17 protein-coding genes and 1 pseudogene are annotated in these 18,212 nt (G+C 72.0%); 12 read left to right on the top strand and 6 right to left on the bottom strand.

Going from position 1 to position 18,212, the window contains the following annotated elements:
* Positions 1-76: 76 nt before the first annotated feature.
* Both ADJ73_RS17850 and ADJ73_RS10690 read left to right on the top strand, forming a co-directional pair.
* Positions 77-466, top strand: a pseudogene (locus ADJ73_RS17850) (GrpB family protein); the annotation flags it as partial.
* Positions 467-546: 80 nt separating this feature from the next.
* Positions 547-1,149: an NUDIX hydrolase gene (locus tag ADJ73_RS10690; RefSeq protein ID WP_082176925.1), complete on the top strand. Its 603-nt coding sequence runs from the start codon at positions 547-549 to the stop codon at positions 1,147-1,149.
* A gap of 40 nt (positions 1,150-1,189) precedes the next feature.
* Here ADJ73_RS10690 and ADJ73_RS10695 read toward each other — a convergent pair whose 3' ends face one another.
* Positions 1,190-2,266 carry a malate/lactate/ureidoglycolate dehydrogenase gene (locus ADJ73_RS10695; RefSeq protein WP_050348253.1) on the bottom strand — a complete coding sequence of 359 codons (1,077 nt, stop codon included), beginning with the start codon at positions 2,264-2,266 and terminating at the stop codon, positions 1,190-1,192.
* A 29-nt stretch (positions 2,267-2,295) separates the two neighbouring features.
* Between ADJ73_RS10695 and ADJ73_RS10700 the strand changes: the two genes are divergently transcribed.
* Positions 2,296-4,452, top strand: coding sequence for a S9 family peptidase (locus ADJ73_RS10700; RefSeq protein ID WP_050348254.1), 2,157 nt, complete (start codon positions 2,296-2,298; stop codon positions 4,450-4,452).
* A 32-nt stretch (positions 4,453-4,484) separates the two neighbouring features.
* The gene (locus ADJ73_RS10705) at positions 4,485-5,270 is read left to right on the top strand and encodes a shikimate 5-dehydrogenase (protein ID WP_050349393.1); all 786 of its coding nucleotides are present in this window, start codon (positions 4,485-4,487) and stop codon (positions 5,268-5,270) included.
* Between the two features lie 30 nt (positions 5,271-5,300).
* On the opposite strand, the gene ADJ73_RS10710 is transcribed toward ADJ73_RS10705, so the two are convergent.
* Positions 5,301-5,789: a hypothetical protein gene (locus tag ADJ73_RS10710; RefSeq protein ID WP_050348255.1), complete on the bottom strand. Its 489-nt coding sequence runs from the start codon at positions 5,787-5,789 to the stop codon at positions 5,301-5,303.
* Between the two features lie 55 nt (positions 5,790-5,844).
* On the opposite strand from ADJ73_RS10710, the gene ADJ73_RS10715 reads away from it, so the two are divergent.
* Entirely contained in the window at positions 5,845-7,092 is a 1,248-nt protein-coding gene (locus ADJ73_RS10715) for an IS256 family transposase (protein ID WP_050346957.1), read from the top strand.
* Here the strand turns inward: ADJ73_RS10715 and ADJ73_RS10720 are convergent.
* Positions 7,074-7,334 carry a nucleotidyltransferase domain-containing protein gene (locus tag ADJ73_RS10720; RefSeq protein WP_050348256.1) on the bottom strand — a complete coding sequence of 87 codons (261 nt, stop codon included), beginning with the start codon at positions 7,332-7,334 and terminating at the stop codon, positions 7,074-7,076. The genes ADJ73_RS10715 and ADJ73_RS10720 overlap by 19 nt on opposite strands.
* A 179-nt stretch (positions 7,335-7,513) precedes the next feature.
* On the opposite strand from ADJ73_RS10720, the gene ADJ73_RS10725 reads away from it, so the two are divergent.
* The 4 genes from ADJ73_RS10725 (at position 7,514) to ADJ73_RS10740 (ending at position 10,362) form a co-directional block, all read left to right on the top strand.
* Positions 7,514-8,491 (top strand): SPFH domain-containing protein, encoded by a 978-nt coding sequence (locus ADJ73_RS10725; protein WP_050348257.1) that lies wholly within the window; start codon positions 7,514-7,516, stop codon positions 8,489-8,491.
* Positions 8,488-8,742 (top strand): hypothetical protein, encoded by a 255-nt coding sequence (locus ADJ73_RS10730; RefSeq protein ID WP_216593627.1) that lies wholly within the window; start codon positions 8,488-8,490, stop codon positions 8,740-8,742. Before ADJ73_RS10725 ends, ADJ73_RS10730 begins: the two co-directional genes overlap by 4 nt.
* Before the next feature lie 10 nt (positions 8,743-8,752).
* On the top strand, positions 8,753-9,715 hold the full coding sequence (locus ADJ73_RS10735) for a hypothetical protein (RefSeq protein WP_050348258.1): 963 nt from the start codon (positions 8,753-8,755) through the stop codon (positions 9,713-9,715).
* Between the two features lie 80 nt (positions 9,716-9,795).
* Entirely contained in the window at positions 9,796-10,362 is a 567-nt protein-coding gene (locus ADJ73_RS10740) for a hypothetical protein (RefSeq protein WP_050348259.1), read from the top strand.
* A gap of 102 nt (positions 10,363-10,464) precedes the next feature.
* Here ADJ73_RS10740 and ADJ73_RS10745 read toward each other — a convergent pair whose 3' ends face one another.
* From ADJ73_RS10745 to ADJ73_RS10755, 3 genes are all read right to left on the bottom strand, one after another.
* Positions 10,465-12,960, bottom strand: a complete 2,496-nt coding sequence (locus tag ADJ73_RS10745; protein WP_050348260.1) for an ATP-dependent Clp protease ATP-binding subunit — start codon at positions 12,958-12,960, stop codon at positions 10,465-10,467.
* A 159-nt stretch (positions 12,961-13,119) separates the two neighbouring features.
* Positions 13,120-13,899, bottom strand: a complete 780-nt coding sequence (locus ADJ73_RS10750; protein WP_216593628.1) for an ABC transporter permease — start codon at positions 13,897-13,899, stop codon at positions 13,120-13,122.
* Positions 13,900-13,939: 40 nt separating this feature from the next.
* Positions 13,940-14,971 (bottom strand): CPBP family intramembrane glutamic endopeptidase, encoded by a 1,032-nt coding sequence (locus ADJ73_RS10755; RefSeq protein ID WP_050348261.1) that lies wholly within the window; start codon positions 14,969-14,971, stop codon positions 13,940-13,942.
* Positions 14,972-15,055: 84 nt separating this feature from the next.
* Here ADJ73_RS10755 and hisD point away from each other — a divergent pair, with 84 nt between their 5' ends.
* Genes hisD through hisB form a run of 3 tightly spaced genes read left to right on the top strand, consistent with a single transcriptional unit; the run spans position 15,056 to position 18,197 of the window.
* The gene (gene hisD, locus ADJ73_RS10760; RefSeq protein WP_050348262.1) at positions 15,056-16,423 is read left to right on the top strand and encodes a histidinol dehydrogenase; all 1,368 of its coding nucleotides are present in this window, start codon (positions 15,056-15,058) and stop codon (positions 16,421-16,423) included.
* A complete protein-coding gene (locus ADJ73_RS10765) occupies positions 16,420-17,571 on the top strand; it encodes a histidinol-phosphate transaminase (RefSeq protein ID WP_050348263.1) in 1,152 nt (383 codons plus the stop codon). The genes hisD and ADJ73_RS10765 overlap by 4 nt, the downstream gene beginning before the upstream one ends.
* Entirely contained in the window at positions 17,571-18,197 is a 627-nt protein-coding gene (gene hisB, locus ADJ73_RS10770) for an imidazoleglycerol-phosphate dehydratase HisB (RefSeq protein ID WP_050348264.1), read from the top strand. Before ADJ73_RS10765 ends, hisB begins: the two co-directional genes overlap by 1 nt.
* Positions 18,198-18,212 lie beyond the last annotated feature (15 nt).

The following is an 18,212-nucleotide window of genomic DNA, read 5'->3' on the forward strand; positions in this document are numbered from 1 at the left end:
CGCGTCCCGTATGGCGGGCCGCACCGGGCCGGCGCCCACCCCGCCTCGCCTGCTCCCGCACGACCCACGCTGGGGCATGACCGCGCACCGCCTGCTGTCCCGACTGGCTCGGGCGCTGGGCGAGGCAGGTCTGGATCCTGGCGTTGGGGGCCCCGGTGGCCCCGGTGGCGCCGGTTGGGGTTATGAGCACATCGGCTCGACGGCCGTGCCGGGGCTGCTGGCCAAAGGATTCGTCGACCTGCAGCTTGGCGTCTGCGAGATCCCCGCCGAGCAAGGGCCGTTCGACGAGGTGCTGCGGCGTTGCCGCTACCTCCCGGCGGTCGGGTCGCGGCCGGACTCGCCCGGCGTCGGTCGCGACCTGGCGTTGTTCGAGGGCGCCTGCGACGACGAGGACCACCGCAAGCGGCTGTTCTACCGACCCGACCCGGCGGCCCCGTCGATCCTGCACGTGCGGCGCCGTGGGACGCCGTGGCACGACTACACCGTGCGCTTCCGGGACCTGCTGCGGGCCACCGACGACCGGCGGAGGCCTACGAGGCGGTCAAGGTGGCGGCGGCCGACGCCCACGCCGACGACCCGGACTACGACGACTACACCAGGGCCAAGGGTGAGGTCATCCGCGACGCGCTCGTGGTGGCGGGCTGCGAGCCGGGCCGGCTGGAGACCCTGGCCCCGCTGCCGGTGACCCGGCCCGAGGCGGTGACCCCGCGGCGGACCCGGCATACGGCCCGGGTCCTGCCGGTGGACGAGCAGGGGAGGGTGCTGCTGCTGCACGGCGTCGACCCGGACGACCGGGAGCACCCGGTGTGGTTCAGCCTGGGCGGCGAGATCGACCCGGGCGAGGACCCGGTGGGGGCGGCGCTGCGGGAGCTGCGGGAGGAGGTGGGCCTGGTGGCCGCGACGTCCGACGTCGCGGTGCTGGGGGAGCAGCCGCTCGAGTTCTCCTGGGGCGGTGTGACCTTCGACCAACGACAGGTGCTGTGTGCGGTCCGCGTCCACGCGACCGAGGTGGACCTGTCAGGGCAGGACGCGGTCGAGCAGGCCACCATCGACGAGGCACGCTGGTGGGCACCGGACGACCTCGCCGCGACCGCCGACCTCGTCGGCGACGGTCTCGTCCACTGGGCCCGCGCAGCCGCCGCGACCTGACGGCGAGCGCACGGCGGCCTGGTCACGCAGCGGCTCTGCCTCAGGCAGCGGGCCAGCCCGCGATCACCTCGGCCGGGACGCCCACCGATCGGGCGCCGTCGACGATCTGCGCCCAGGTCGTCACATCGACGGGGACGCCGTCGCGGCGCGCCTCGCGGGCCGCCGCCTCGGGCTGGCCGGGCAGCAGCACCGGTCGGCCGTCGGTCTCGGGCCGGGACGCCGCCACGGACTCCAGGAACAGGTCGGTCTGCTCCGCCATCGTGCTGCCCTCGAAGGCGTCCGGCGACATCACGATCGACAGCATGTTGTCGACGATGGCCGCCTCGTGCGTGGTGGAGGCCGCGTGCGTCGTGAGCCCGCCGCTGACGGCCCCCGCCAACAGCTCGGCCATCACCGCCAGCCCGGACCCCTTGTGCAGCCCGAACGCCGTCAGCGCGCCGCGTGGCTCGGTCCACATCACGCCGGGGTCGGTGGTCGGGCGGCCGTCCGCGTCCAGCACCCGCCCCGGCTCGAGCCCGAGCCCGGAGTTGTGCGCCACCCGCGTCTTGCCCAGGGCCACGGTCGACGTCGCCATGTCCAGGAGCACCGGGTCCTGCCCCGGTCGCGGCACGCACACGCACACGGGGTTGGTGCCGAAGCGGGCGTCGGACCCCCCGAAGGGGGCGACATACGCCTCGCCGACGACGCTGACCAGGTGGATCGAGACCAGGCCGGCGCGGGCGCACTGCTCGGCCCAGTGGCCGATGCGCCCGACGTGGTGGGCGCCCCGCACCGCCGTGACGCAGACCCCCAGCTCGCGGACCCGGCCGATGGCGAGCTCCATCGCCTCGTGGGCCACGACCTGGCCGTAGCCGCGCCCGCCGTCGATGGTCAGCACCGCTCCGGCGTCCCTGACCACGGTCGCGCCGACGCCCGGGCGGAGCTCGCCGACGGCCAGGGAGTCCAGATAGCTCGGGACCATGCCGACGCCGTGCGAGTCGTGCCCCGCCAGGTTGGCGGCGACCAGGTGGTCGGCGACCAGCCCCGCCTCCCGGGCGTCGCTGCCGGCGGCCCGGACGATGGTGCTCACGACGTCGTGCAGCAGCTCTGGGCGGATGGTCAGCGAGGGGACGGTCATGGCCCATTCCTATCGGCTACGGTGCCCGGGTGACCAACCCAACACCGCGACCACCGGTCGCGCGCCGCGTCGAGACCATCCGCGAGCATCACGGCGACCGTGTGGTGGACCACTACGAGTGGCTCCGCGACAAGACCTCTCCCGAGGTGATCGCCCACCTCGAGGCCGAGAACGCCTACACCGAGGCGATGACCGCGCACCTCGCCCCCCTGACCGAGCAGGTCTACGACGAGATCCGCACGCGCACCCAGGAGACCGACCTCACCGTCCCCTCGGCCTACCAGGGTTGGTGGTACTACTCGCGCATCACCGCCGGGGAGCAGTACGGCCGCGAGTGCCGGGTGCCGGTGCGTCCCGGCGAGCAGCCGCCCGCGCTCGCCGACGGCGCCCCGCCCGCCGGGGAGCAGGTCCTGCTCGACGCCGAGGCGCTCGCGCAGGACGCGGAGTTCTTCAGCGTCGGGTCCAGCGACGTCAGCCACGACGGCACCCGCTACGCCTACGCCGTGGACACCACCGGCGACGAGCTCTACGACCTGGTGGTCACCCACGTCGGCGACGACCCGACGCGTACCGGCCCGGTCGGCGAGGTCATCGACGACACGGTCCGGCAGGTCGGTTACGGGCTGGCCTTCTCCCGCGACGGGCGCCACATCTTCTACGCCCGCAACGACGACGCGTGGCGACAGTTCCAGGTGTGGCGGCACGAGATCGGCACACCCGCGGAGCAGGACGTGCTCGTCCACGAGGAGACCGACGAGCGCTTCTGGGTGGGCGTCGGGTCCAGCCGCGACGACGCCTGGATCCTCATCGCCGCCGGGTCCAAGGACACCTCCGAGACCTGGCTGCTGCCGGCCGACGACCCCTGCGGCGCCCCCCGGTGCGTCGCGCCGCGGCGCGAGGGCGTCGAGTACGACGCCGAGCCTGCCGGCGACCGCCTCCTGATCACCCACAACGCGACCCACGAGGACTTCGAGCTGGCCCAGGCGCCCCTCGACAGCACCTCGGCCGACGACTGGCAGAGCCTGTATGCCGCCGCCCCCGGAGAGCGCATCGTCGGCGTCGAGGCCTTCGAGCGGCACGCCGTGGTGTCGCTGCGTCGCGACGGGCTGACCGCGCTCGCCGTGATGGACCGCACGGGCGAGGCCGTCGGCCCGGATGGCCGGGGCTTCGGGACGCTGCGCCCGATCGAGATGGCCGAGGAGCTGGGCACCGTCAGCGTCGGCGACAACCCGGACTACGCCTCGCAGGTGCTGCGGATCGGCTTCACCTCCCTGGTGACCCCGCGCAGCGTCTACGACGTCGACCTCGTCACGGGGGAGCGGACGCTGCTGCGGCAGACGCCGGTGCTCGGCGGGGTGGACCTCGGCGACTACGTGCAGCGCCGGGAGTGGGCCACGGCGCCCGACGGCACCCGGATCCCGATCTCGGTGGTGCACCGCAAGGATGTCGTCGCCGACGGGACGGCCCCGGGTCTGGTCTACGGCTACGGCTCCTACGAGGCGAGCATGGACCCGTGGTTCTCGGTGGCGCGGCTGTCGCTGCTGGACCGGGGCTTCGTGTGGGCGCTGGCGCACGTCCGCGGTGGCGGCGAGATGGGGCGGCAGTGGTACCTCCAGGGCCGGATGCAGCACAAGCGCAACACCTTCACGGACTTCGTGGCGTGCGCGGAGCACCTCGTCGAGACCGGCTGGGTGGCGCCGGATCGCCTTGTCGCCGAGGGCGGCTCGGCCGGCGGGTTGCTCATGGGCGCGGTCGCCAACCTGGCGCCCGAGCGGTTCCGCGCGATCCACGCGCAGGTGCCCTTCGTCGACGCGCTGACCACGATCCTGGACCCGAGCCTGCCGTTGACGGTCGGGGAGTGGGAGGAGTGGGGCAACCCGCTCGCCGACCCGCAGGTCTACGCCTACATGCGCGGCTACAGCCCCTACGACAACGTCGCGGCCCGGGACTACCCGGCGATCCTCGCGACGACCTCGCTCAACGACACCCGCGTCTACTACGTGGAGCCCGCGAAGTGGGTGGCGCGGTTGCGGGAGCTCGCGACCAACGACCTCGCGGCGCGCCCGATCCTGCTCAAGACTGAGATGGTGGCCGGGCACGGCGGCGTCAGCGGGCGCTACCACGCCTGGCGCCAGGCGGCATTCGAGCTCGCCTGGCTCATCGACCAGGCAGGAGCCGCCTCGTGATCGAGCAGATCAGCAAGGACACCCAGCTGTGCATGTCCTTGTCCGCGCGACCGTCCAACATCGGCACGCGATTTCACAACTACCTCTACCGCGAGCTGGGCCTGGACTATGTCTACAAGGCGTTTACGACCTCGGACATCACCGCGGCGATCGGCGGGGTTCGGGCGCTGGGGATCCGCGGCTGCGCCATCTCGATGCCGTGGAAGGAGGACGTGATCCCCCTCGTCGACGAGATGACCCCGTCGGCCGCCACGATCGAGTCGGTCAACACGATCGTCAACGATGGTGGTCGGCTGATCGCCTACAACACCGACTATCTGGCGATCCGCTCCCTGCTCGACTCCCATGGCGTCTCCCCGGACCTCACCTTCGCGGTCCTCGGTGCGGGCGGTATGGCCAAGGCCGCCGTCGCCGCCCTCACCGATGCGGGGTTCACCGAGGGCTACGTCGTGGCCCGCAACGAGCAGACCGGCCCGGCTCTCGCCGAGAAGTACGGCCACCGCTGGGCCCCGGCGCTGGTCGACCTGCGCCCTGGCCTGGTCCTCAACGCGACCCCCGTCGGCATGGCGGGGGGCCCGGCGGCGACGGCGCTCGCGGCGCCCTCGGCGGTCGTGGAGGCGGCCGAGGTGGTCTTCGACGTCGTGGCCTTTCCTGCCGAGACGCCCCTGGTGGAGCTGGGACGCGAGCTCGACAAGGAGGTCATCACGGGCGCCGAGGTGATCGCGCTGCAGGCGGCCGAGCAGTTCGTGCTCTACACGGGTGTGCGCCCCAGCGACGAGCAGGTGCGCCGCGCCTCGGAGCACTCGCGCGATTGCTGAGCCTGAGCCAGGGGTGGTGCGGGGCCGGGATCACAGGTGCCCGAGCCATTCGTGGTCCGGCGCGCTGCGCAGGATGGCCCGACGCAGCCAGGTGCGCTGCTCAGGATCGAGGTGGGGAAGGGTTGCGACGAAGTCCTGCTCGTCCTTCGGGCGAGGCGACCGGGCCTTGTAGAAGAGCTGGACCTCAGGGGTCACGTAGGGGATACCCGTGTTCGAGGTGCGCCGCAGCCCGGCTAAGGGCAGCCGCACATGGGAGTCGCGACGGGATACCCAATCCTGGCCGCACGCCTCGTCGATCATGAACTGGACCTTCCACGGGTCGCCCGGCGAAGGACGGCACCAGATGTCGTGGACGGACCGCGGGAGGGTCTCGTCGGGCTTCCACGAGCGCAGCGACCCCGGTGGATCGGCCGCCTGCACGTCCCAGCCGGGAAACTGCCGGTGGACGACAGTGAAGTCCAGCAGAGTGGTGTACGACGGACCTGAGTGAGCGCGTGCCTCCAACGTAGGCGCGGCCACCGGGTGGATCCTTCGAGTGATCTGCGAAAACCGACTCGAAGAAGGAACCACAACGATGACCGCTGTACCCAGTATCGACCCTGCCCGCTTCCTCGACGAGCAGCTGTCCCAGGCGAGCCCTGATCTGATGCGGGAGCTGCTCACCACGTTCGTCAACGCACTGCTCTCCGCCCAGGCCGACGCGGTGTGCGGCGCCGGCTACAACGAGCGGAGCCCGGAGCGGGTCAACTCCCGCAACGGCTACCGCCACCGCGACCTCGACACCCGGGTCGGGACTCTCGACGTCGCAGTGCCCAAGCTCCGCCAGGGAAGCCTGTATCCGGAGTGGCTGCTCGAACGCAGGAAGCGTGCCGAACGAGCACTGACCAGTGTGGTGGCGACCTGCTACCTGCTCGGGGTCTCGACCCGGCGGATGGACAAGCTGGTGGCGACCCTCGGCATCACCGGGTTGTCGAAGTCCCAGGTCTCGGTGATGGCCAAGGAGCTCGACGAGCAGGTCGAGCAGTTCCGCACCCGTCGGCTCGAAGAGGCCGGGCCGTTCACCTTCGTCGCCGCCGACGCGCTCGTGCTCAAGGTCCGCGAAGGTGGGCGGGTGGTGCCGGTGCACGTGCTGGTAGCCACCGGCGTGAACGCTGATGGGCACCGCGAGATCCTCGGCGTGCAGGTCACCACCAGCGAGGACGGCGCCGGCTGGCTCGCGTTCTTCCGCGACCTCACAGCCCGCGGCCTGGCCGGCGTCAAGCTCGTCACGTCCGACGCGCACGCCGGGCTCGTGAACGCGATCGCCGCGACCATCCCGGGCGCTGCCTGGCAGCGCTGCCGCACCCACTACGCAGCGAACCTGATGTCCGCGACCCCAAAGTCGTCCTGGCCATGGGTCAAGGCGTTGCTGCACTCGATCTACGACCAGCCCGACACCGACGCCGTCCACGCCCAGTTCGACCGTGTCGTCGACGCCCTGGCCGAGAAGCTTCCCGCCGTCGCCGAACATCTCCAGGACGCTCGTGCCGACATCCTCGCGTTCACGCCGTTCCCAAAGGAGGTCTGGCGTCAGATCTGGTCGAACAACCCCAACGAACGGCTCAACCGCGAGATCCGCCGACGCACCGACGTGGTCGGGATCTTCCCCGACCGCGCATCCATCATCCGGCTCGTCGGCGCCGTCCTGGCCGAGCAACACGACGAGTGGGCCGAAGGCCGCCGCTACCTCGGACTCGACGTCCTCGCCCGCGCCCAAGCCGTCGACACCCAGCACGCCGAGGAGGTGAGCACCGACCTCGAACTTCAGGCCCTCACGGCCTGACCGACACGCCCAACCGAGGGATCAACCTCATACACCACCCCAGCGGACTTGACCTGGACGACCCACTGGTCGCGTCGCAGCACCAGGATGTCGAGGTCGGCGTGCTCGCGCGTCTGCTCGCCCAGATGGAGGTCGAGGGCCCACCCGCCGGCGATGGCCCAGAAGCAGTCTGCCGGTGCCATCCACTGGGCTGCGTCCTGGGGCGACAGGGGCTCCCACCGGCCGAGGCTCACGCTCGTCATGCCTGCAGACTTTCATGGGGCGCCTCTCGATCGCTGAGCGCGGCGATAGGGGCGAGTCGGGATCAGGGCGGGCTTCTCGTCATACGACCAGGGATCGAAAGGGAACCGGCCGGGGTTGCGCGGCGTCAGAAAAGTGATATCACTTAGATGTCACTCGACGACGCTTCAGGGGGAACGGCATGAGCACCCAGCAGATCCACGACGAGACCATCGACCCGCAGACCGCGCCACCGTCGGCCCGACCGGTCGGCCACCAGGGCACGCGCGTCGACGTCAACGAGCGGCCAGCGTTCGCCGTCGACGGCTTCCTGGCACTGGCACTGTCCCTGCTGCTCTTCGTGGGCGGGGTGTGGCTGATCGTGAGCGGCGCCATCGTGGCCAACGAGACGGGGGCCGCGCCCGTCGGGCGCTTCGTCGGGGGAGCGGTCGTCATCCTGCTCGCCGCGATCGTCGCCAGCGCCGTCGTCATCATCCAGCCGGGTCAGACCAAGGTGATCCAGTTCTTCGGGCGCTACGTCGGCACCGCCCGCCGCACCGGTCTGACGATGGTCATGCCGTTCACCTCCAAGCGCGGAGTCTCGGTGCGCGTCAACAACTTCGAGACCAACGTGCTCAAGGTCAACGACGCCGACGGCAACCCCGTCGAGATCGCTGCGATCGTCGTCTGGCAGGTCGCCGACACGGCGCGCGCGAGCTTCTCGGTGGAGCACTACGAGAGCTTCGTCCGGGCCCAGTCCGAGTCGGCGCTGCGGCACGTCGCGATCTCCCACCCCTACGACACCGATCGGCCCGAGGTGGAGTCGCTGCGGGGCTCCACCGACGTCGTCTCGGGGGAGCTGGCCCGCGAGGTCGCCGAACGCGTCGTCGTCGCCGGCGTCGAGGTCGTCGAGGTGCGCATCTCCCACCTGGCCTACGCCCCGGAGATCGCCCAGGCGATGCTGCAGCGCCAGCAGGCGTCGGCCATCGTCGCCGCCCGCGCCCGCATCGTCGAGGGTGCGGTCGGCATGGTCGACATGGCCCTCGCCAAGCTGGAGGAGCAGGACATCGTCGAGCTGGACGACGAGCGCAAGGCCGCCATGGTCTCCAACCTGCTCGTCGTGCTCTGCGGCGAGTCCAAGGCCACCCCCATCGTCAACACGGGATCGCTCTACCAGTGACCCCTCCTCGGGAGCGTCGCGGCGGGGGCGAGCGCAAGCAGGTGCTGCTGCGGCTCGACCCCGCCGTCCACGACGCGCTCGCCCGGTGGGCGGCGGACGACCTGCGCAGCGTCAACGCGCAGGTCGAGATGGTCCTGCGGGACGCGCTCAAGCGATCAGGCCGTATGCCGAAGGACGCGGGGCCGCTGCCTCGCCGGGGCCGGCCACCCGCCACCGACAACCGGAAGGACGACGTCCGCAATCCCTCCTAACGTGCGGGACATGACTGATGTCCTGGACTGGCTGCTCGACTCCGACCCCGCGATCCGCTGGCAGGTCCTGCGCGACCTGACCGACGCTCAAGCCGAGGAGGTGGCCGCCGAGCGCTCCCGCGTTGCGACGACCGGCTGGGGGCGACAGCTCCTCGACCTGCAGCGTGACGGGACCTGGGCAGGGGGCGCCTGCTTCCCCGGACCGGGCTGGCAGGCCCCCCGCCCGGTGCTCGGGGACCCGGACGGGCAACCGTGGGTCGCGACCCTGCCCACCCTGCGGCTGCTGCGCGACTGCGGGATCGACCCGGCCGATCCGACGGTCCGTGCGGCCGTCGCCGCTGTCCGGGAGCACACGCGCTGGGAGTATGACGACCTCGCGTTCTTCGACGGTGAGGTCGAGCCGTGCATCAACGGCGGCACGGTGGCGCTGGGGGCCTACTTCGGTGTGCCGGTCGACGGCGTGGTGGAGCGGCTGCTGACCGAGCAGCTGCAGGACGGTGGCTGGAACTGCGAGGCCGAGCGGGGGTCGGTGCGGTCGTCATACCACTCGACGATCTGCGTCCTGGACGGGCTGGCGGAGTACCACCGCGGGGGCAGCGCGCTCGACGTGACCGAGGCGCTGCGGCGTGGCGAGGAGTACCTGCTGGATCGGCACCTGTGTCGGCGGTTGTCGACGGGGGAGGTGGCCGACCCGTCCTTCCTGCAGTTCTCGTTCCCCACGCAGTGGCACTACGACGTGCTGTGGGCGCTCGACTACTTCCGCGCGCGGGGAGCCGCTCCCGACCCGCGCCTGGCGGAGGCGGTGGCGCTCGTCCGCTCGAAGCAGCGCACGGACGGTTTTTGGACGCTCGACCACACACACCCCGGGCTCGTGCACCTGGTGATGGAGGGTGAGGGGCAACCGAGCCGCTGGATCACCCTGCGGGCGCTGCGGGTGCTGCGGTGGGCGGACACCGGGTCTCGCGGGGCATGACTGCGGTCAGTCGGCGCCGTGGGAGGCGGGCGCGGCGGCATACGGGCTGATCCCTCGGGGGTGCGTCTAGGGTAGCCCGCATGAGTGCCACGCCATCCCTGATCGTCCTGCTCGAAGGCGTCAGCGACGTCGCTGCAGTGCGAGCGATCATGCGCCGCAACGACATCGGCGGCGACCACGTCGAGCTGCGCAACCTGCAGGGAGTGACCAACGTCGGGCGGGTGCTCCCCGAGATCCGACAGCTCCAGCCGGACGCCGACGTGGTGGGGATGTGCGACGCGGCCGAGGCGAGGTTCGTCGAGCGGGCGCTCGGCGCCAACAGCTGCCCGGTGAGCGATGCGAGCGACCTGCCGGCCTACGGCTTCTTCGTGTGCGAGGCCGACCTGGAGGAGGAGCTGATCCGGGCGCTGGGCACGGAGCGGGCGGTCGCTGCGATCGAGGGCGCCGGTCTGGGCGGCAAGCTCCAGGCGCTGCAGATCCAGCCGGCGTGGGCGGACCGACCGCTGGCCGAGCAGCTGCACCGGTTCTGCGGGGTGGCGTCGGGGCGCAAGGAGCAGGTCGCCGGCGTGCTGGCGGGTGAGCTGACCCGGGGCGAGCTGCCCGAGCCGCTGTCGATGCTCGTGGACCGGATCGCCTGGAGCGCCTGACAGCTCAGCCGCGGACCCGGCCGGGGCGATGTCGCGCGGGGCACCACGACCTCGCTGGGCCGGGCCGAGCGTCAACGCCCGACCCGGCGCCTGAGGGATCGATCAGTCGGTCGTCGTCCGCCGCACGGTCAGGTCGAGGTCGTCGTCCGACACGTCGACGACAACGGTGTCGCCGGCTCCCGCGGTCCCGGCGAGCAGCAGCGAGGACAGGCGGTTGTCGAGCTCGCGCTGGACCGACCGGCGCAGCGGCCGGGCTCCCATCTTGGGGTCGAAGCCCTCCTCGACGAGCCAGTCCTTGGCCGCGTCGGTCACCTCGAGGTCGACGTCCTGGGCCGCGAGCAGCCGCTGGGTCTTGCGCAGGATGAGGTCGACGATCTGGCGCAGCTCCGCCTGCGTGAGCCGGTGGAAGACGACCGTCTCGTCGATCCGGTTCAGGAACTCGGGACGGAAGTGCGTGCGCAGCGCCTCCATCAGCTGCGGCTCGATCTCCGACACGTCGCCGGAGTGGTCGAGGATGAGGTGCGCACCGAGGTTGCTCGTCATGATGACGACGGTGTGGGTGAAGTCCACGGTGCGTCCCTGGGCGTCGGTGAGGCGGCCGTCGTCGAGGAGCTGGAGCAGCGTGTTGAACACGTCGGGGTGAGCCTTCTCGACCTCGTCGAAGAGGACGACCGAGTAGGGCTGACGACGCACCTTGTCGGTGAGCTGACCGCCCTCGTCATAGCCGACGTAGCCGGGAGGTGCGCCGACGAGCCGCGAGACGGTGTGCTTCTCCTGGAACTCCGACATGTCCAGGCGGATCATCCTGTCCTCGTCGCCGAAGACGGCCGCCGCCAGGGCCTTGGCCAGCTCGGTCTTGCCCACCCCGGTCGGACCCAGGAAGAGGAACGATCCCAGGGGCCGGTCCGGGTCGGACAGGCCCGCGCGACCTCGGCGCACGGCCTCGGCCACGGCGGTGACCGCCTGCTCCTGCCCGATGACCCGCGCGTGGAGGACGTCCTCGAGCTTGAGCAGGCGCGCCTTCTCCTCCGTCGTGAGGTCGGACACGGGGATGCCCGTCCGGCGTGAGACCACCTCGGCGATGGCCTCGACATCGACGACAGGGGTGGTGGCGGCCTCCTGGTCGTCCAGGCGGGCCTGCGCCTCCTCCCGCTCGCCCTTGACGTTCTTGGCCCGCTCGAAGTCCTCGGACGCGACAGCGGCGTCGATCTCGCGGGTCAGCGCCTCCACCTGCTCCTCGAGCGCCTTCGTGCCCGGGTCGGGGGTCTTGGCCGCGAGTCGCACCCGAGCGCCGGCCTGGTCCACGAGGTCGATCGCCTTGTCAGGCATGAAGCGGTCGGTGATGTAGCGGTCCGAGAGCTGAGCAGCGGCGACGAGAGCCTCGTCGGTGTAGGTGACGCCGTGGTGGGCCTCGTAGACGTCGATGAGGCCTCGCAGGATCTCGATCGTGTCGTCGATGCTCGGCTCTTCGATCATGACCGGCTGGAACCGGCGTTCGAGCGCGGCGTCCTTCTCGATGTACTTGCGGTACTCGTCGATGGTCGTCGCCCCGATGACGTGGACGTCGCCCCGGGACAGGGCCGGCTTGAGCAGGTTGCCGGCGTCCATCGATCCCTCCCCACCGGAGCCGGCTCCGACGATGGTGTGGAGCTCGTCGATGAAGAGGATGACGTTCTCCCCGGTCTCCTCCACCTCGTCGAGCACCTTCTTGAGGCGTTCCTCGAACTCGCCGCGGTACTTCGAACCGGCGACGAGGGACCCCATATCCAGGGCGATGACGCGCGCGTCCTTCAGCGACGAGGCGACGTCTCCGTTGACGACCCGCTGGGCGATGCCCTCGACGATGGCCGTCTTGCCGACACCGGGGTCGCCGATGAGGACCGGGTTGTTCTTGCGCCGCCGCGACAGGATCTCGACGGTCTCGGCGATCTCGTCCGCCCGGCCGACGACCGGGTCGAGGCGGCCTTCACGCGCCTCCTGCGTGAGGTCCTCGCCGAACTCGTCGAGCGTCGGCGTGCTCGACTCCTCCTGCTGACCTGGACGCGCCGAGCCGGCAGGCCCGTTGCCTCGTGCGGACCTGCCGCCGCCGGCGGGCCGGGACGAGCGGGTCGGCGAGACCGGCTGGTGGGTCAACAGCTTGGCAGACGGGTTCTCCGGGTTGGCGGCGATCCCGATCAGCAGAGCCTCGGGACTGATGTAACCAGCACCGTTGCGTGCCTGGTGGGTCTGTGCCATCTGGATCGCCAGCCGCAGGCGGGGGCCCAGGCGGGGCGTGCCGTCACCCGGCGTCGGGAGACCGTCGAGCCACCCCGAGACCGTCGCCGCGACGGTGTCCGGGGACAGCCCCACCTGGGTCAGGACGTCGCGCCCCGGATCGGTGGTCGCGGCCGCCAGGACGACGTGCTCGGGAGTCACCTCCTCGTTGCCCCGCTCCGCGGCCTCGGACACCGCAGCCGTCAGCAGGTCGCGCGCGTCGTCGGTCAGCAGCCGCGAGACGTCGACCCGTTGCACCGGCGCACGGGACGCCCCGCTGGTGCCGAAGAAGCGTTCGAAGATGTCGTCGAAGGGAGATCCGTTGCCCAGCGGCCATTGGCTCATGGTGAACCCTCTCTCGCTCTGTCGCTGTCTCAGGACGACTGCACGGAGGGCAGAACGCCCGCGATCACGACGCTAGCGCCCCGGCCGCGAGTCCGCACCGGGGGTGATCCGCCGGCCCCGTGAGGACGCCCAGGGGAGTGGGGCGGGGAGGGCCGGTCGTCAGTCGGTGCGGCGGCCGTAGTCGCCGATCCGGCCGCGGGCGACGAGCTCGGTGGTGGCGACCACGGCGAGGGCCTGCACGAGCAGCAGGGCGGCGAGCACGACCAGCTGGACCGCGGCGGCCTCCAGCGGCGAGGCCCCACCGAGCAACGTGCCGACGAACGCCCCCGGCAGCGTCACCAGGCCGACCGTGCGGGTCTGGTCCATGCCCGGCACGAGTGCCAGGGCGGCGTCGTCCCGCGCGACCAGCAGCGCCGCGTCCCGGTCGAGCAGCCCGATCGACTCCGCCGCCTCGAACTCCCCGTGCCGCGACGTGAGCGCGTCCAGCGACCGCTTGCCGGCGAGGGTCGTCGCGGTCATGGCGTTGCCGATGAGGATCCCGAGGATCGGCACCATCGCGATGGGTTGCAGCGGGATGAGGCGTGACGCGGCCAGGGCGACCCCGACCGGCACGGCCCCCGCGCACACCGGAAGCGCGGCCCACCACGTCCCGTGACCGGGGAGGATGCGTCGGCCGGCGGTGAAGGAGGCCACCCCCAGCATCAGCGTGATGAAGGCGAGGGTGAGCCACCAGCTGCGCAGCACCGCCGCGATCAGCAGCCCGACGACCCCCAACTGGACGGTGGCCCGCGCGGCAGCGGTGACGGTGGCGGAGGTGTGCCCGAGCCGGCCCCAGTGGTGCACCGCCGCGGCGGCCAGGGTCAGCAGGGCGACGACGACGACGAGGCGGACGACGTCCGCGGTGCTTCCGACGGTGACCAGCGAGGATCCAGATCCCACGTCACCATCACATCACGTATGCCGCCCCGCCCGTCCCACCTCACACCGGGCCGGGCGCGACCGGCGACGTCGGGGAGGCCGGGGAATCCGGTGAGGCCGGGGACGCCGGGACCATCGGGGGCGGCGGGATCTGCGGGGTGGATCGGCGCTGGATGCCGGCACGTCGGGCCTGCCACTCGACCAGGGCGTAGGCGACCGACATGACGACGATCGACGTCACCACCGGCAGCGGCGAGCTCGTGGTCTCGCCGTCGATGAAGCCCTGGTCGAAGCCCCCGAGCGCGATGGAGATGCCCATGACCAGCATGTTGTTGACGCAGTGGAGGGCGATCGCGGCCTCCAGGCCGCCGGTGCGCCACGTCAGCAGGCACGCCGTGATCGCGAAGACCGACAGGTCGGCGACGACCCAGACGTCCTTGCTGCCGTGCGCCGCGCTGAAGCCTGCGCAGGACACGACCATGGGCACCGCGAGCGCGATCCACCGGTGCCGGAACCACGACCCGAGGCTGGTGAGCACCCAGCCGCGGAAGAGGAACTCCTCGCCGGCGCACTGCACCGGCGTCGTCAGCAGCATGATGACGAGCAGCGCCAGCCACTCCTTGGGGCGGCCCCCCTCGGGGGCGCCGTCGACCGCGATGCCGAGCCCCGTGTAGACCAGCCAGAGCGGGGTCAGCACGGCCAGGCAGCGCGCGAACCAGCCCCACCGGAACCTCCCCACCACCGACCGCAGCCAGCGCGACGACACCCCGTGCCCGATCCACACGGCCAGCATCGACACGGGGATGAGCGCCGCCAGCATGAGGTTGGTCGCGAGGAAGAGACCCGGCGTCATCGCGGCGTCCGCGGCGGAGCGCGCCCACTTCTCGACGTCGCCGCCGGACAGGGCCACGGCCACCATCGAGGCGACCATGCCGAGGATCATGACCAGCAGCGTCCCGGCCACGAGGATCACCAGCGAGAGCAGCGGCCGCCACCAGCGGTGCCGGGGGCCGCGCAGCACCTGGGGGTACTCCATGGGGCGGGGCGCCAGGTCCGGCGGCCGCGGTGGGGCGGGGACCAGGGGGTACGTCATACGGGCCATTGTCCCCGAGGGGTCTGACAGACCGGGCTGAGACGTCGGGAGGGTGTGTCGGCGCCCGCCCCTAGACTGGCGCCCATGCTCTCGATCGACGACCTGCGCGGTCGCACGCTGGATGCGCGTGCGCTGCGAGAGACGTTGCCCCGGGCGGAGTTCGACGTCGAGGCGGCCCTCGACGTCGTGCGGCCGATCTGCGAGGACGTCCGGCATCGGGGCGCGTCGGCGCTGCTGGAGCTGGGGGAGCGGTTCGACGGCGTGCGGCCGCCCCGGCTGCGCGTGCCCGCGGAGGTGCTCGAGGCGGCCGCCGAGCAGCTCGACGCGGACGTCCGGGCCGCGCTGGAGGTCTCCATCGAGCGCGCCCGCGTGGTGCACCGCGCGCAGCGGCGGCAGGACGTCATCACCCAGGTCGTCCCGGGCGGCACGGTGACCGAGCGGTGGGTGCCGGTCGAGCGGGTGGGCCTCTACGTGCCCGGCGGGCTCGCCGTCTACCCGTCATCGGTGGTCATGAACGTCGTGCCCGCCCAGGAGGCCGGCGTCGGCTCCCTCGCCGTCACCAGCCCCCCGCAGCGGGAGAACCACGGCATCTTCGCCGGCTACCCCCACCCGACCATCCTCGCGGCGTGCCACCTGCTCGGGGTGCAGGAGGTGTATGCCGTCGGCGGGGCCCAGGCCGTCGCGATGTTCGCCTACGGCGTGCCCGCCGACGAGGCGAGCGGCACGGAGGCCGTCGAGCCCGCGACCCTGGTGACCGGGCCGGGCAACATCTACGTCGCGTCCGCCAAGCGGCTGCTGCAGGGGGTCATCGGGATCGACGCCGAGGCCGGCCCGACCGAGATCGCCGTCCTCGCCGACGACTCCGCCGACCCCGACCACGTCGCCGCCGACCTGATCAGTCAGGCCGAGCACGACCCGCTCGCGGGATCGGTGCTGGTGACCGACTCCGAGGAGCTGGCCGGCCAGGTCGTCGCCGCGGTCGAGCGGCGGGTCCCCGACACCAAGCACGCCGAGCGCGTCCGCACCGCCCTGACCGGGTCCCAGTCCGGCATCGTCCTGGTCGACGACCTCGACACCGGCCTGCGCGTGGTGGACGCCTACGCCGCCGAGCACCTGGAGATCCAGACCCGCGACGCCGCCGCCGTGGCAGCGCGCGTGCGCAACGCCGGCGCCATCTTCGTCGGCGCCTACGCGCCGGTGTCGTTGGGGGACTACGCGGCCGGCTCCAACCACGTCCTGCCGACCGGCGGCTCCGCGGCCTACGCGAGCGGCCTGTCCGTGCAGTCCTTCCTGCGCGGCATCCACGTCGTCGACTACTCCGAGGCCGCGCTGCGCGAGGTCGCCCACCACGTCGTGGCACTCGCCCAGTCCGAGGACCTGCCCGGCCACGGCCAGGCGGTGACGGCGCGGTTCGGCGACGAGGTGCCGACGCCGGCGGGGGAGCGCGCATGAGCGACAGCGCGTCTCGCGCGGCCGTGCAGATCGAGGGGCTGCTGCGCCCGGACCTGCGGGGACGCACCGCCTACGGCGCGCCGCAGCTCGACGTCCCGGTGCAGCTCAACACCAACGAGTCCTCCTACCCCGTGCCCCAGGTGGTCGTGGACGCCGTCGCCGAGGCGGTCACCAAGACCGCGCCCGACCTCAACCGCTACCCCGACCGGGAGTTCACCACGCTGCGCGAGGCGCTCGCCGGCTACCTGACCCGCACCTCGGGGGTCCCGGTCGAGGCGCCGCAGGTCTGGGCGGGCAACGGCTCCAACGAGGTCCTGCTGCACCTGGTGCAGGCCTTCGGCGGGCCCGACCGGCGCGCCCTGGGGTTCACGCCCGCCTACTCGATGCACCCGATCATCACCGAGACCACCGGCACCGCGTTCGTGCACGGGCGCCGCGGCGAGGGCTTCGACGACGTGGCGCACCGGTTCGACCTGTCCGCGGAGTCCGCGGTCGCCCAGGTCCGCGAGGTGGACCCGCACCTGGTCTTCCTGTGCTCGCCCAACAACCCGACCGGCACCGCCCTGGACCTCGGCACGGTCAAAGCCGTCCACGACGCCGCCCCGCGGGCCGTGGTGATCGTGGACGAGGCGTATGCCGAGTTCGCCCGCCCCGGCACCCCCTCCGCCCTGACGCTCCTGGCCGGTCGGCCCCGCCTCGTCGTCACCCGGACCATGAGCAAGGCCTTCGCCCTCGCCGGTGGACGCCTCGGCTACCTCGCCGCCGACCCCGCGCTCGTCGACGCGCTGCGGCTGGTGCGCATGCCCTACCACCTGTCCTCGGTGACCCAGGCCGTGGCCCGCGCCGCGCTGGAGCACGCCGACCTGATGCTCGGCACCGTCGAGGCGATCAAGGACCAGCGCGACCGCATGGTCTCCGAGCTGTCAGACCTGGGCTTCACGCCCGTCGCCAGCGACGCCAACTTCGTCTTCTTCGGCAACGTCGCGGACTCCCACGGCCTGTGGCAGGCGCTGCTCGACCGGGGCGTCCTCGTCCGCGACGTCGGCATCCCCCACTATCTTCGGGTGACGGCAGGCACCCCTGCCGAGACCGACACCTTCCTCGAGGCCGTCCGGGCTCTCGCCCCGACCCACCGACTGGAGCCCTGATGAGCGACCCGCAGCACGCCGGCACCACCCACCGCACCGCCACCATCACGCGGGCCACCTCCGAGTCCCGCATCGAGCTGACCCTCGACCTCGACGGCACCGGTCGCGGCGAGGTGTCCACGGGGGTCCGCTTCTACGACCACATGCTCGAGTCGCTGGCGAAGCACTCGCTCATCGACCTCACCGTGCGGGCCGAGGGCGACGTCGACGTGGACGCCCACCACACCGTCGAGGACGTCGCCATCTGCCTCGGCCAGGCGCTGCGCGAGGCGCTCGGTGACAAGCGCGGCATCTCGCGCTTCGGCGACGCCATGGTCCCGCTCGACGAGGCGCTCGCCCAGGCCGTCGTCGACGTCGCGGGCCGGGCGTTCGTCGTGCACGAGGGCGAGCCCGCCGGGCAGGAGTACGTCATCATCGGCGGGCAGTACGTCGGCTCGCTGACCCGGCACATCTTCGAGTCGATCGCCCACAACGCGCAGATCGCGCTGCACGTCCGGGTCCTGTCCGGACGCGACCCCCACCACGTCGTCGAGGCCCAGATCAAGGCCTTCGCCCGGGCGCTGCGCTTCGCCTGCCAGCCCGACCCGCGGGTCCAGGGCATCCCCAGCGCCAAGGGAGCCCTCTGACGTCATGGAGCACGG

The sequence above is a fragment of the Arsenicicoccus sp. oral taxon 190 genome (assembly GCF_001189535.1).
Classification (GTDB): domain Bacteria; phylum Actinomycetota; class Actinomycetes; order Actinomycetales; family Dermatophilaceae; genus Arsenicicoccus.

Bases quoted from the DNA above. Each gene is read 5' to 3' on its own strand.
- ADJ73_RS10695 (WP_050348253.1), bottom strand. From the start codon at position 2,266: ATGACCGTCCCCTCGCTGACCATCCGCCCAGAGCTGCTGCACGACGTC.
- ADJ73_RS10720 (WP_050348256.1), bottom strand. From the start codon at position 7,334: ATGACGAGCGTGAGCCTCGGCCGGTGGGAGCCCCTGTCGCCCCAGGAC.
- ADJ73_RS10705 (WP_050349393.1), top strand. From the start codon at position 4,485: ATGTCCTTGTCCGCGCGACCGTCCAACATCGGCACGCGATTTCACAAC.
- hisB (WP_050348264.1), top strand. From the start codon at position 17,571: ATGAGCGACCCGCAGCACGCCGGCACCACCCACCGCACCGCCACCATC.
- ADJ73_RS10745 (WP_050348260.1), bottom strand. From the start codon at position 12,960: ATGAGCCAATGGCCGCTGGGCAACGGATCTCCCTTCGACGACATCTTC.
- ADJ73_RS10740 (WP_050348259.1), top strand. From the start codon at position 9,796: ATGAGTGCCACGCCATCCCTGATCGTCCTGCTCGAAGGCGTCAGCGAC.
- ADJ73_RS10725 (WP_050348257.1), top strand. From the start codon at position 7,514: ATGAGCACCCAGCAGATCCACGACGAGACCATCGACCCGCAGACCGCG.
- ADJ73_RS10765 (WP_050348263.1), top strand. From the start codon at position 16,420: ATGAGCGACAGCGCGTCTCGCGCGGCCGTGCAGATCGAGGGGCTGCTG.
- ADJ73_RS10755 (WP_050348261.1), bottom strand. From the start codon at position 14,971: ATGACGTACCCCCTGGTCCCCGCCCCACCGCGGCCGCCGGACCTGGCG.
- ADJ73_RS10735 (WP_050348258.1), top strand. From the start codon at position 8,753: ATGACTGATGTCCTGGACTGGCTGCTCGACTCCGACCCCGCGATCCGC.
- hisD (WP_050348262.1), top strand. From the start codon at position 15,056: ATGCTCTCGATCGACGACCTGCGCGGTCGCACGCTGGATGCGCGTGCG.
- ADJ73_RS10715 (WP_050346957.1), top strand. From the start codon at position 5,845: ATGACCGCTGTACCCAGTATCGACCCTGCCCGCTTCCTCGACGAGCAG.